Below are 13,370 nucleotides of genomic sequence, written 5' to 3' on the forward strand. Positions count from 1 at the left end.
TCAGCCCTTCGTCAGGGTGATATTGACACCGCGGATCTCGCCTTTGGAATCGATCTGCACAACCTGCTTGTTGCCGTTGGTGCGCAGGTTCAGCGTGGCGGCGAAGCCGGACGCCTCGACGAACACTTCGATCTGGCCGCCGCCGGCGGTACCCTGCAAATTGCCGAAGATGTTGCGGCTCTTCTCGCTCCAGTTGCCGGAGACGCGCTCACCCTGGCTCGTCACATCGCTGGAAAGGTCGAACTTGTAGCTGTCGCTGGCGCAATTCAGGCTCTGCTTCAGGCCAAGTCCGGTGGCGTTGACCTTGTAGCTGGCCCTGCAGCGGATCCGTTCGGTGGTGCCGTTGGAGAGCGCAACGGTGCCCGAACCGCTCCACGATCCGTCAAAACCGGCGAATGGTCCCGACGATTGGGCGTTGCCCGTGCCGGCCGACAACATGACCGCCGCGCCAATGCCGGCAGCCGTGATCGCGCGACCGAACAAGCCCAAACCAAACCGCTTCATTGTGAGTTTTCCCATCAAAAACAGACGATCTTCTTCAAGACACGCCTCGCCGCATCGAACACTTAGTGTTGATCGCGATCCCACAGGTTCAAACGACCCGCCCGACCTTGTCATAGCCGGCGGAATGGCGCGCAACACGCCATTTTTGCCGGAGAGAATCAAGAAGCATCTCACATCGCTTCTGTCTATCCGATATCGGCACTTACGCTGCAACAGTCTGTAGCGAACCGTGATCGGAAAAAATTTCTTGGTTTTTCAACCGATTAGAGGACCCTTTACAGCACCGCAAATTTGGCCGCATTTAGCGGTGCTTGTCCTCTGTTCGTCGCTTTGCTACGCGGCGGCGCAAATCCCAACAAATCCGTGCCGGCCCTGCCGAAATGCAACTTCCGGAACAGGATTTTTTGCTGTCGAAAATGAAGGAATACGATGCGTAAAGTTCTATTGGCCCTCGTGTTGTTGTCGATCCCGCTTTCATCTGACGCCTTCGCCCAGCAGCAATCGCGCAGCGGCACGCCGGAGGAACAGAAGGCCTGCACCCGCGACGTTCAGAAGCACTGCCGCGCGGTGATCGATCAGGGCGACTTCACCATCCTCGCCTGCCTGAAGGAGAACCGCACCAAGATCAGCGCGGCCTGCGACCAGGTATTGAAGACCCACGGGCAGTAACGCCGCATTTTGCACGCGAAAAATTGCCGCAAGAGAGCCTGTGCCCACTGTGTGATATTGGGCACAGGAGCCACGTGCTTTGCCCATACAGCATTGGTTTTGGTCGCGTATTCCCCTATATGGGGCACGCAATCCACCGCATGCGCGCGACTTTTGGCGCATGCGCCTTAGCCAGGGCGAATGTGGCCGGTTCCTGATGACAAGCGCGAGCGAACTGCGATCCGGAAAGACCCACCGCGACGAGAATTTTCCGGTCGCGTCGTGGATCATTCATCCGCGTCACCGCGCCCTGATCCTTGCCTTCTATAATTTCGTCCGCACCGCTGACGACATCGCCGACCATGCCACGTTGCCGCCGGACGAAAAGCTTCGCTATCTCGACCTGCTCGAGAAGGAACTGCTGGGCGCGGGCGATACCCAAAAGGAAGCCGTCAATCTGCGCCGTGCGCTCGCCGAGCGCGCGATGCCGCCGCGCCACGCGCTTGACGTGCTGATTGCGTTTCGCATGGACGTGACAAAGCTGCGGTACGAGAACTGGGACGAGGTGATCCATTACTGCCGCTACTCGGCGATGCCGGTCGGCCGCTTCATGCTCGATGTCCACGGCGAGAGCACGTCCACCTGGACCGCGTCGGACGCGCTGTGCGCGGGCCTGCAGATCAACAACCACCTGCAGGATTGCGCCAAGGACTACAGGAATCTCAACCGCATCTACCTCCCGCGCGACGCGCTGACCGCATCGGGCGCCACCATCGAGATGCTCGGGGAGGCGAAGTCTCCACCGCCGCTGTTGCAATGCCTGCAGGCGCTGGCGGTGCGCACCGAGACGCTGCTTGCCGAAAGCAAGTCGCTCGCCGCCGAGGTGAAGGATTTGCGGTTGGGTCTGGAGATATCGGTGATCCAGGCATTCGCCGACAGGATCGTGAACATGCTGAAGGTGCGCGATCCCCTCAGCGAGCGCGTGCATTTGAGCCCGTTCGAACTGCTTGGCTACAGCCTCGGCGGCGTCGCCGGCGAATTGGCCCGCCGCGCCATCGGGCGCCGGCCCGTGTCAAAAACGGCGGCCGGCGCATGAGCGTTGAGACGGCGGCGGCCAACGCAGACTATGGCACCACCGCGTCCGGCAGTTCGTTCTACGCCGCGATGCGGATCCTGCCGCGCGCGCAGCGCGAGGCGATGTTCCTGATCTACAGCTTCTGCCGCCAGGTCGACGACATCGCCGATTCCGACGGCCCGCGCGAAGAGCGGATGGCCGCGCTGCAGCAGTGGCGCGACGACATCGATGCGCTGTACCGGGGCAATCCGCCGCCGCGGCTCAAGGACTATGCCGCCTCGGTCAAGTCCTTCGGCCTGAAGCGGGAGGATTTTCTTGCCATCGTCGATGGCATGGAGATGGATGTGCCGCAGGACATCCGCGCACCCGAGATGGCGACGCTCGATCTGTATTGCGACCGCGTGGCGAGCGCTGTCGGGCGACTCTCGGTGCGGGTGTTCGGCCTGCCCGAAGAGGACGGCATCCTGCTCGCACATCATCTCGGCCGTGCGCTGCAGCTCACCAATATCCTGCGCGACGTCGACGAGGATGCCGGCCTTGGCCGGCTCTATCTGCCGCGCGAGATGTTGTTGCATGCCGGCATCACATCTAACGATCCGCAGCGGGTTATCGCCGAGCGCAACCTGCCGAAAGTGTGTCTGCCGCTCGCCGAGCGCGCGAAAAAGCATTTCGAGATGGCGGATGAAGTGATGAAGCGCAACTCGCGGCGCGCGGTCCGCGCGCCGCGGATCATGTCGAAATACTATCGCGCAATCCTCGATCTGCTGATCGCCCGCGGCTTTGCAGCGCCACGCGAGCCCGTTCGCGTCGGCAAATGGCAAAAGATCGGCATTCTTCTTCGTTACGCGTTCATCTGACATCTGATGCAAAAGACCGTTCATATCATCGGCGCCGGTATTTCCGGCCTCTCGGCAGCCGTTCGCCTTTCCAACGCGAACTACACGGTGCACGTCCACGAGGCGACGCAGCAGGCCGGCGGCCGCTGCCGCTCTTATTTCGACGCCGCGACCAATCTCACCATCGACAACGGCAACCACCTGTTGCTGTCCGGCAACCGCCATGCATTGGCCTACGCAAAATCGATCGGCACCGAGGCCGGGCTGGTCGGGCCCGAACGCGCGAAGTTTCCCTTTGTCGATCTCGCAACCGGCAAGCGCTGGGAGCTCGATCTCGGCTCTTCCCGCTTGCCGCTCTGGGTGTTCGATGAGGCGCGCCGCGTCCCCGATACAGGTCTACGCGACTACCTCGCGCTGGCGCCTCTCGCCTGGGCCGGCACCGACAAGCGGGTCGGCGATACCATCGCATGCAAGGGCACGCTGTACGATCGTCTGGTGCAGCCGCTGTTGCTCGCCGCGCTCAATGTCGATCCGCCCGAGGGCTCGGCAGGATTAGCCGGTGCGATCGTACGCGAGACGCTGCTTGCCGGCGGCGAGGCCTGCCGGCCGCTGATTGCGCGCGACGGTTTGAGCTCGGTCTTGATCGAGCCCGCGGTGAAGCTGTTGCAGGAGAGGGGCTCGAGCGTGCGGTTCAGCCACGAGCTGCGCCAGTTTGGCACGGTGTCCGACCATGTCAGCGAGCTCAAATTCGGCGATGACACGATCGATCTTGCGCCCACTGACGCCATTGTGCTCGCAGTGCCGCCGCGCGCCGCGGCATCGCTGCTGCCGGGCCTGAAGACGCCGACCAAATTCCGCGCCATCGTGAACGCGCATTTCCGCTTTGATCCGCCGCCCAATGCTGCGCCGATCCTCGGCGTAGTCGGCGGCCTCGTGGAATGGTTGTTCGCGTTCCCGCAGCGGCTCTCGGTCACGATCAGCAATGGCGATCGTCTCGTCGACATGCCGCGCGAGGAACTGGCGCAGGCGATCTGGCGCGACGTCTGCAAGGCCGCCGGCGTTTCCGGCGAATTGCCCCCTCCATTGCCCCCTTGGCAGATCGTGCGCGAGCGCCGCGCCACATTCGAGGCCACGCCGGAGCAGCACGCTCTGCGGCCCGGCGCGGTCACGGCCTACAAAAACCTGTTTCTCGCCGGCGATTGGACTGATACGGGGTTGCCGGCAACCATCGAGGGATCGGTGCGCTCCGGCGACCGCGCCGCCGATCTGGTTCTGGCCAGGCATTGATCTTGCCAGGCGAGCGGCAGAAACGCGCTACAGCATGATCCGGAAAAGTGGAAACCGGTTTTCCGAAAGATCATGCTCAAACAAAGAGATGAGATGAGATCATGATCCGATTCCGGATCATGATCTCAGAGAAGGAGTAATCGAGCAAAATGGATGCCGTCAGCGATACCGCCACCGTCGATCCGGTCGCACTGGAGAAGAGCATCTCCGCGGCGACCGAGGCGCTGCTCGGCCATCGGCAATCCGACGGACATTGGGTGTTCGAACTCGAGGCCGACAGCACGATCCCGGCGGAATATGTGCTGCTGTGCCACTATCTGGGCGAGCCCGTCGACAGCGTGCTGGAGACGAAGATCGCCAACTACCTCCGCCGCGTGCAGGGCGCCCATGGCGGCTGGCCTCTGGTGCATGACGGCCCGTTCGACATGAGCGCGAGCGTGAAGGCCTATTTCGCGCTGAAGGTGATCGGCGATTCCGTCGATGCGCCGCATATGGTGAAAGCCCGCGAGGCGATCCGTTCGCGCGGCGGAGCCGCGGCCAGCAACGTCTTCACCCGCTTCCTGCTGGCGCTGTTTGGCGTCTTGACCTGGCGCGCGACGCCGGTGCTGCCGGTCGAGATCATGCTGCTGCCGATGTGGTCGCCGTTCCACATCAACAAGATCTCCTATTGGGCGCGTACCACGATGGTGCCGCTGATGGTGTTGGCCGCGCTGAAGCCGCGGGCGAAGAACCCGAAGGGCGTCGGCCTCGACGAACTGTTCCTGCAGGATCCCAAGTCGATCGGCATGCCTCCGAAGGCGCCGCATCAGAGCTGGGGCTGGTTCCTGCTATTCCGCGGGCTCGACAGCGTGCTGCGCGTGGTCGAGCCGCTATTTCCGAAGAGCCTGCGCCAGCGCGCGATCGATGCCGCGCTCGCCTTCACCGAAGAGCGGTTGAACGGCGAGGACGGCATGGGCGCGATCTATCCGCCGATGGCCAACATCGTGATGATGTATGACGCGCTCGGCAAGGACGAGACCTATCCGCCGCGTGCCACCACGCGGCGTGGCCTCGAGAAGCTCTTGGTGATTCGCGAGCACGAGGCCTATTGCCAGCCCTGCGTATCGCCGGTGTGGGACACTGCGCTGACCTGCCATGCGTTGCAGGAGGCCGGCAGCGAGGAGACCCTTGCCAAGGCCAAGCAGGGGCTCGACTGGCTGAAGCCGCGGCAGGTGCTCGATTTCAAGGGCGACTGGGCGGTAAAGGCGCCCAACGTGCGGCCGGGCGGCTGGGCATTCCAGTACAACAACGACCATTATCCCGACCTCGATGACACCGCCGTGGTGGTCATGGCGATGGACCGGGAGCGCCGCTATAGCGGCACCAAGGAGTACGACGCAGCGATTGACCGCGGCCGCGAATGGATCGAGGGCCTGCAGAGCCGCGACGGCGGCTGGGCCGCCTTCGACGTCAACAACCTCGAATACTACCTCAACAACATCCCGTTCTCCGACCATGGCGCACTGCTCGATCCGCCGACCGAGGACGTCACCGCGCGCTGTGTGTCGATGCTGGCGCAACTCGGCGAGACCGAAAAGACCAGCAAGGCGGTCGCCGACGGTATTGCCTATCTGCGCCGCACCCAGCTTGCAGAAGGTTCCTGGTATGGCCGCTGGGGCCTGAACTTCATCTACGGCACCTGGTCGGTGCTCTGCGCGCTCAACGCCGCCGGCGTCGACCATCAGGACCCGATGATTCGGAAGGCGGTCGACTGGCTGGTGTCGATCCAGAATCAGGATGGCGGCTGGGGCGAGGACGCCGTCAGCTACCGGCTGGACTATCGGGGCTATGAGGTCGCGCCGTCGACCTCCTCGCAAACGGCATGGGCTTTGCTTGCGTTGATGGCGGCGGGGGAGGTCGAAAACCCCGCAGTCCTACGGGGGGTGGAGTACCTAAAAAGCACACAGACCGAAAAAGGACTCTGGGAGGAGCAGCGCTTCACGGCTACGGGCTTCCCGCGCGTGTTTTACTTGCGTTATCATGGCTACTCCAAGTTCTTCCCGCTCTGGGCGCTAGCGCGGTATCGGAATTTGCGAAGCACGAACAGCAGGGTGGTAGGGGTCGGAATGTGAATCTGGGGGCGGGGGCCGCCGCGACTGTGGGGAAAATGCTGGATCCGCGGCCGGTCTTGATCGTAACGGGATTAGTGCAAGAGGCCCGCATCGCAGCCGGGCCGGGCATGATCGTTATTTGCAGTTCCAGCGATCCGCAGCAGCTTCGCGCGCTATTGGCGACGCTCGATTCGTCGTCGTTCCGCGGCGTGATCTCGTTCGGCGTGGCCGGCGGGCTCGATCCGGCGTTGCGGTCGGGCGACGTCGTGGTGGCGACGGAGGTGCTTTCCGGCGACACCCGATTCCTGGCCGACATGGCCCTGAACGAGGAGATGGTTGCCAGCGCCACCCTGAGGCGCCGCAAGATCGTCCGCGCCGGGCTCGCAGGTGTCGAGCAGGTGATTGCGGCCAGGGCCTGCAAGGCGGCGTTGTGGTCGGCAACCGGTGCTTCCGCCGTTGATATGGAGAGCCACATCGCCGCCGCCTACGCGGCCAAGGCGGGCATTCCGTTCGCGGCGCTCCGGGTGATCAGCGATCCCGCCCACCGCGCGCTACCGGAATTGGCCAAGACCGCGGTCAAGCCGAATGGCGACATCGACCTGCGCAAGGTCCTGCGCGGCGTGGCGCGCAATCCGCTGACGCTGCGCTCGCTGGTCTCGACCGGAATCGACTTCAACCGCGCGCTGCGCTCCTTGCGCGGCTGCCGTGGCTTCCTGCTGGGCGGCGAGAGCATCGTCCCCGTAGAGCCGATTCGCTCGGCTGCATAGCAAAGAACCGCAGCCCGGGTTACGCGCCAGCGTAACCCGGGCCCGCTCTCAGCGCTGGCTCAGAAAATCCCGGGCTACGAAGCTTGGCAACAACCGGGCTGTCATTCCGGGGCGATGCGAAGCATCGAGCCCGGAATCCATGTCTCCGCCGTCACCTGCCGCTTGATGGATTCCGGGCTCGCGCTGCGCGCGCCCCGGAATGACGGCGGTGGGCGTGGTAAACGGGCTACGAACAAAACAAAAGGCCCGGCCGTCATCGACGGTCGGGCCTTTTGCTTATTCGACGCTGCTCGCCTGTTACGCGGCGGTCGAGGCTTTCTGTGCGGCCTTCTGCTCGGCGGCGAGCGCTTCGTCGCGGCGGATCTCGGAGAGCTTCTTCTGGACCTGTTCCGAGAAGATGTACTGCGCCGGGCGCTGCTTGGAGAGGTCGATCTCGGGGGCCATCGGACCCTTGGTGCGGATGCCGCGCATCGACACCCACGCTGCCTTCAGCGGGTTGTTGAGCGCCGCGATCGCCGCGGTCGGCTCGTAGCCGCAATGCGCCATGCAGTCAGCGCACTTCTCATACTTGCCGGTGCCGTAGGAATCCCAGTCCGTGGTCTCCATCAACTCCTTGAAGGTCTTTGCGTAACCTTCGCCGAGCAGATAGCAGGGCTTCTGCCAGCCGAAGATGTTGCGCGCCGGCATGCCCCAGGGCGTGCACTCGTATTCCTGGTTGCCGGCCAGGAAGTCGAGGAACAGGCCGGAATGCATGAAATTCCACTTCTTGCCCTTGCCGAGCGCAAAGACGTCGCGGAACAGCTTCTTGGTCTTGGTGCGGTTGAGGAAGTGCTCCTGGTCCGGCGCGCGCTCATAGGCGTAGCCCGGCGACATCGACACGCCGACGCCAAGCTCGGTGGTGAAGTCGAGGAACTTTGCAATTTCCTCCGCCGGATGGCCGTCGAAGATGGTGGCGTTGACATTCACGGTGAAGCCGCGGGCCTTCGCCGCCTTGATCGCTGATACCGCGCGGTCGAACACGCCCTTCTGCGACACCGCCTTGTCGTGGTGATCCTTCAGGCCGTCCAGATGCACCGAGAAGAACAGGTATGGCGACGGCTTGAAGAGGTCGAGCTTCTTCTCCAAGAGCAGCGCGTTGGTGCAGAGCGAGACGAACTTCTTGCGTTCGACCAGCCCGCGCACGATCTCGCCGATCTCCTTGTGGATCAGCGGTTCGCCGCCCGGAATCGCGACCATCGGCGCGCCGCACTCGTCGGCCGCGTCCCAGCATTCCTGCGCCGTCATGCGGCGGTTGAGGATCGCGTCGGGATAATCGATCTTGCCACAGCCGACGCAGGCGAGATTGCAGCGAAACAGCGGCTCCAGCATCAGCACGAGCGGATAGCGCTTGCGGCCGAGCAACTTCTGCTTGAGCAGATAGCCGCCGATGCGCAGTTCCTTGAAGAAGGGTATTGCCATTACAAGCTTTCTCTCTCGACTCTTACGACCAAGTTTGGGTCAGCCTGCGGTCAGTTCGGCCGGCAGGCGGAATTCGATGTTCTCCTCCCGGCCCGACAGGACCGACACCTTGACCGGTCCGATGCGCCGCAACGACTCGATCACGTCGTCGACCAGCACTTCGGGCGCAGAGGCACCCGCCGTGATGCCGACGGTCTTTGCATTGTTTAGCCATTCCGGGTTGAGTTCGCTGCCATCGGCAATGAGATAACTGGCAACGCCAGCCTCGGTGCCGATCTCGCGCAACCGATTGGAATTGGAGCTGTTGGCGGCCCCCACCACCAGGATGACATCCACCAATTTGCTTAGGTCCCTTACCGCAGATTGGCGGTTCTGTGTGGCATAGCAGATATCCCGGATGTCAGGGCCTTGAATATCTGTAAAACGGGCCTGGAGCGCCAGAATGATGTCGCGTGTGTCATCCACGCTCAGCGTGGTCTGGGTGATGTAGGCGACCGGCGTATCGGCCGGCAGCGTCAGGGCGTTGACGTCCTCGACGCTCTGGACCAGCAGCACGGGTCCTGGAACCTGGCCCATGGTTCCCTCGACCTCGGGGTGGCCGGCATGTCCGATCAGGATCAGTGACCGGCCCTTCGACATGTAGCGCTTGCCCTGATTGTGGACCTTGGTGACCAGCGGGCAGGTGGCATTGAGCACCGGCAGGCCGCGCGCGGCCGCCTCTTCCTCGACGCTGCGCGCCACGCCATGGGCGCTGAACACCGTGACCGCGTCCGCCGGAACCTCGGACAGGTCCTCGACGAAGATCGCGCCTTTGTTCTTCAGGCTTTCGACGACGTATTTGTTATGCACGATCTCATGTCGCACATAGACCGGCGGCCCGTATTTCTCGAGCGCACGCTCGACGATCTCGATGGCGCGCACCACGCCCGCACAAAAACCCCGCGGCTGAGCTAGAAAAACCTCCATAGGACGTCCGTTAAGCAAATTGCACCAATCCGATCCGAAAACCCGCGCGGCCGGACGTCCGCAGCCGGCATTTCCGACCTGCTGCAATGTCCGCACCAGCAGTTCCTGCACTTAAGCCCACCCCCAAGCGCACGGAAGAAGAGCGCTTTGTGTCAAAAAATGAGCGTCTAGAAAAGCCGGATTACGGAATGGGTACCGTTCGGGACACCGGTTTAAGGTAATAAAATACCTAAAACTGCGGCATTAATGTCCACCCCATCTCACTTGTTCGTCACTTTATTGCCCGGCCGGGCGGGATATACCGCGCCCCAACGCCGTTCCGGCCCGTTTCGACGCTTCCTAGTGAACCAGCGGTCGGGCGGTCAAAACAACATTAGATCGGCCCCTGGAACTCCGCTAGATAGCGGGCGTTTTCGGCGTGCTTCCTGCAAGATCAGAAAGAAATGAAGTGCTGACACGTATAGTTGTCTCAATTGTTAGAACGTGCACGCGGTTTGCTATCCCTGTCGTCGTCTTCTCGCTGATCCTTGCGGTGGCGGCGGGCTATTACGCGGCCCGCAACTTCGCCATCAATACCGACATCAATACGCTGATCTCGCCCAACCTCGACTGGCGCCAGCGCGACATCCAGTTCGAGGAAGCGTTCGACCGTGAGCGACTGATTCTTGCCGTGGTGGAGGCGCCGACGCCGGAACTCACGGGCCTTGCCGCCAAGGCGCTGGCCGACAAGCTCACCGGTGACACCAAGCATTTCGAAGCGGTCACGCCGCTCGGCTCCGGCGAATTCTTCGAGAAGAACGGGCTTCTGTTCCTGCCGACCGAGGAGGTCGCCCAGGTCACCGGCGAGCTCGAATCCGCCGCCCCCCTGATCGAGATCATGGCCGGCGATCCCTCGATCCGCGGCCTCACCGGCGCGCTGGAGACAGGTCTTGCCGGCATCAAGCGGGGGCAGGCCAAGCTCGAGAATGCCGCGCGCCCCTTCAACCTGATCTCGCAGACGGTCGAGGATGTCCTCAGCAACAAGGACAAGCCGACCTTCTCCTGGCGCGAGCTCACCAGCGACAAGCCGCTGACCGATTCGGACAAGCGCGCCTTCATCGAGTTCAAGCCCGTGCTCGACTATCAGGCGCTGGAGCCCGGCAAGGCGGCCACCGATACGATCCGGCAGGCAGCCGCCGACCTGAAATTCGCAAGCGAATATGGCGCGCGCGTCCGCCTTACCGGACCGGTGCCGATCGCCAACGAGGAATATTCCACCGTCCAGGACGGCGCCGTCGTCAACGGCATCGGCACCGTGCTGATCGTGCTGGTGATCCTGTGGCTCGCGCTGCATTCGGCCAAGATCATCTTCGCCGTGTTCGTCAACCTGTTCATCGGGCTTGCGATCACCACCGCCGTCGGCCTGATGATGGTCGGCTCGCTCAACCTGTTGTCGATCGCCTTCGCCGTGCTGTTCGTCGGCCTGGGCGTCGATTTCGGCATCCAGTTCAGCGTCCGCTACCGCTCCGAACGCTTCAAGAACGACAACCTGACGCTGGCGCTCGAGAACGCCGCGCGCCGCTCGGCGGTGCCGCTGTCGCTTGCGGCGATGGCAACGGCCGCAGGCTTCCTGTGCTTCCTGCCGACCGACTACAAGGGCATCTCCGAGCTCGGCAAGATCGCCGGCGCCGGCATGCTGATCGCGTTCCTGTCCAGCATCACGACGCTGCCGGCGCTCCTGGACCTGCTCAATCCGCCCGGCGAGAAGGAGCCGGTCGGTTACGCATTCCTCGCGCCCGTCGATCATTTCCTGGAGAAGCATCGCGTCGCCATCATCGTCGGCACGCTCGCGCTCGTGATCGCCGGCCTGCCGCTGCTCTACTACATGAAGTTCGACTTCAACCCGATCAACCTGCGCAACTCGAAGGTCGAATCGATCGCGACCTTCCTTGATTTGAGGCGGGACCCGAACACCGGCGCCAATGCGATCAACGTCATGACGCGTTCGGAAGCCGACGCCAGGAAGATCGAGGAGAAGCTCGAGAAGCTGCCGGAAGTGTTGAGCGTGCGCTCGCTCGACAGCTTCGTGCCGACCGATCAGCCCGCCAAGCTGAAGCTGATCGCGCAGGCGGCGAGGGTGCTCAACCCGGCGCTCAATCCGGATTCGATCGATGCCCCGCCGACCGACCAGGAGAATGTCGAGGCGCTGAAGAGCTCAGCCGACAACCTCCGCAAGACTGCGGGCGACACCAAGAATGCGGGCGCCGTGGCCGCACGCCGGCTTGCGGATGCGCTGACCAGGCTCGCCGATTCGAATCAGGCGACGCGCGACAAGGCGCAGAACGTCTTCGTTTCGCCGCTGAAGGTGGTGTTCGACCAGCTCAAGGACATGCTGCAGGCCCAGACCGTCACCCTGAAGTCGCTGCCGGAAGTGCTGGTACGCGAGTGGAAGGCCAAGGATGGACTGATACGCGTCGAGGCCTTGCCGAAGGGCGATCCGAACGACAACGACACGCTGCGCAAGTTCGCGGCCGCCGTGCTCGCAGCCGAGCCGACCGCGATCGGCGGCCCGGTCTCGATCCTGAAATCCGGCGACACGGTGGTGAAGGCGTTCGTCCACGCCGGTATCTGGGCGCTGATCGTGATCAGCCTGTTGCTCTGGCTGACGCTGCGGCGCGTCGTCGACGTGCTGCTCACGATCGTGCCGCTGCTGGTCGCGGGCGCCGTGACGCTGGAAATCTGCGTGCTGATCGGGCTGCCGCTCAACTTCGCCAACATCGTCGCGCTGCCGCTGCTGCTCGGCGTCGGCGTCGCCTTCAAGATTTATTACGTCACCGCCTGGCGTCAGGGCAGAACGAATCTGCTGCAATCGAGCCTGACGCGGGCAATCTTTTTCAGCGCGCTGACGACGGCGACCGCGTTCGGCAGCCTGTGGCTCTCAAGTCATCCGGGCACCGCGAGCATGGGCAAATTGCTCGCGCTGTCGCTGGTCACGACTCTTGCCGCCGTGCTGCTCTTCCAGCCGGCCCTAATGGGTAAACCGCGTGACGTCCGGAAGGACGCAGATATCGCCGACGACGTCACCTGATTGGCCGGTTGATTGGCCGGTGGCTGCCTGCTTCTGGCCGGTCTGTTGTTTGGACGACGCGGCTGGAGCGGTGGCAGGAGCAGCACTCACCGAGCCCGTGGTCTTGGGCGGCGTCTGAGGCGCTGCCTGCGATGCAGACGGCGATGCACCTTTGGGCGCGGTGCCCTTGGCCATGCTGTTCGCACTGCTCGCGGTGCTGGACGGGATCGGCGGCCCAACGCGGGTCCAGGTCTCGCCGCCGCAAAGAAAGCCCAGCACGCAGCCTTGAATCTCGAGCTTGTCAGAACCAATTGGCTTGATCGTAGAGCTGTAGAGCTGACCGTCCTTGGCATTGTAGACTTGGCCCTCCCACGCATCCGCGCCCGCCTTCTTCTTCATGTCGATCAGGATCGGCATGCCGAGCGTAGGCCGGCTTTGCTTCGCGGGATCTGGATTATGCGTGTCCTTGCCGCCAGGGGTCTTCTCCCAGGCGACCGCGCCCCATATGCTGCCGTTGCACTGTGCGACCCTGATGTGGGCGACACCGTCAGCTACGCGCCAGTCGCCGGTCGGGTCCGCAGCCAGGGCAGGGACCAATGCGCTCGCCAAAAGGAATCCCGAGTATGCTATGGTGCGCGCGAGCTTAGGTAGGCAGTGCAACATGGTCCGAACCTGTGCTTAAGTAGTAGAAGG

Annotated in this window: 11 protein-coding genes; 7 read left to right on the forward strand and 4 right to left on the reverse strand. The window is 63.2% G+C overall.

What is annotated here, in order from left to right; all coding sequences use genetic code 11:
- A complete protein-coding gene (locus ACVJGD_RS44735; protein WP_456640050.1) occupies positions 1-504 on the reverse strand; it encodes a hypothetical protein in 504 nt (167 codons plus the stop codon).
- A 429-nt stretch (positions 505-933) separates the two neighbouring features.
- Between ACVJGD_RS44735 and ACVJGD_RS44740 the strand changes: the two genes are divergently transcribed.
- The 6 genes from ACVJGD_RS44740 (at position 934) to ACVJGD_RS44765 (ending at position 7,207) form a co-directional block, all read left to right on the forward strand.
- Complete coding sequence (locus ACVJGD_RS44740) at positions 934-1,173, forward strand: cysteine rich repeat-containing protein (protein ID WP_456640051.1); 240 nt, start codon at positions 934-936, stop codon at positions 1,171-1,173.
- Positions 1,174-1,369: 196 nt separating this feature from the next.
- Positions 1,370-2,248 (forward strand): squalene synthase HpnC, encoded by an 879-nt coding sequence (hpnC, locus tag ACVJGD_RS44745; RefSeq protein WP_456640052.1) that lies wholly within the window; start codon positions 1,370-1,372, stop codon positions 2,246-2,248.
- Positions 2,245-3,084 (forward strand): presqualene diphosphate synthase HpnD, encoded by an 840-nt coding sequence (gene hpnD / locus ACVJGD_RS44750; protein WP_456640053.1) that lies wholly within the window; start codon positions 2,245-2,247, stop codon positions 3,082-3,084. The genes hpnC and hpnD overlap by 4 nt, the downstream gene beginning before the upstream one ends.
- Before the next feature lie 6 nt (positions 3,085-3,090).
- The gene (hpnE, locus tag ACVJGD_RS44755) at positions 3,091-4,350 is read left to right on the forward strand and encodes a hydroxysqualene dehydroxylase HpnE (protein ID WP_456640054.1); all 1,260 of its coding nucleotides are present in this window, start codon (positions 3,091-3,093) and stop codon (positions 4,348-4,350) included.
- A 149-nt stretch (positions 4,351-4,499) separates the two neighbouring features.
- A complete protein-coding gene (gene shc / locus ACVJGD_RS44760) occupies positions 4,500-6,461 on the forward strand; it encodes a squalene--hopene cyclase (RefSeq protein WP_456640055.1) in 1,962 nt (653 codons plus the stop codon).
- Entirely contained in the window at positions 6,458-7,207 is a 750-nt protein-coding gene (locus tag ACVJGD_RS44765; protein ID WP_456640056.1) for a phosphorylase, read from the forward strand. Before shc ends, ACVJGD_RS44765 begins: the two co-directional genes overlap by 4 nt.
- A 297-nt stretch (positions 7,208-7,504) precedes the next feature.
- Here ACVJGD_RS44765 and hpnH read toward each other — a convergent pair whose 3' ends face one another.
- Together hpnH and ispH are read right to left on the reverse strand one after the other, a co-directional pair.
- The gene (hpnH, locus tag ACVJGD_RS44770) at positions 7,505-8,665 is read right to left on the reverse strand and encodes an adenosyl-hopene transferase HpnH (RefSeq protein ID WP_456640057.1); all 1,161 of its coding nucleotides are present in this window, start codon (positions 8,663-8,665) and stop codon (positions 7,505-7,507) included.
- 39 nt (positions 8,666-8,704) lie between these two features.
- A complete protein-coding gene (gene ispH, locus ACVJGD_RS44775; RefSeq protein ID WP_456640584.1) occupies positions 8,705-9,631 on the reverse strand; it encodes a 4-hydroxy-3-methylbut-2-enyl diphosphate reductase in 927 nt (308 codons plus the stop codon).
- Between the two features lie 448 nt (positions 9,632-10,079).
- Here ispH and hpnN point away from each other — a divergent pair, with 448 nt between their 5' ends.
- Positions 10,080-12,698 (forward strand): hopanoid transporter HpnN, encoded by a 2,619-nt coding sequence (hpnN, locus tag ACVJGD_RS44780; protein WP_456640058.1) that lies wholly within the window; start codon positions 10,080-10,082, stop codon positions 12,696-12,698.
- On the opposite strand, the gene ACVJGD_RS44785 is transcribed toward hpnN, so the two are convergent.
- Entirely contained in the window at positions 12,639-13,340 is a 702-nt protein-coding gene (locus tag ACVJGD_RS44785) for a DUF2147 domain-containing protein (RefSeq protein WP_456640059.1), read from the reverse strand. The two genes, hpnN and ACVJGD_RS44785, sit on opposite strands and share 60 nt — an antisense overlap.
- Positions 13,341-13,370: the final 30 nt, after the last annotated feature.

The organism is Bradyrhizobium sp. USDA 10063, assembly GCF_054063735.1.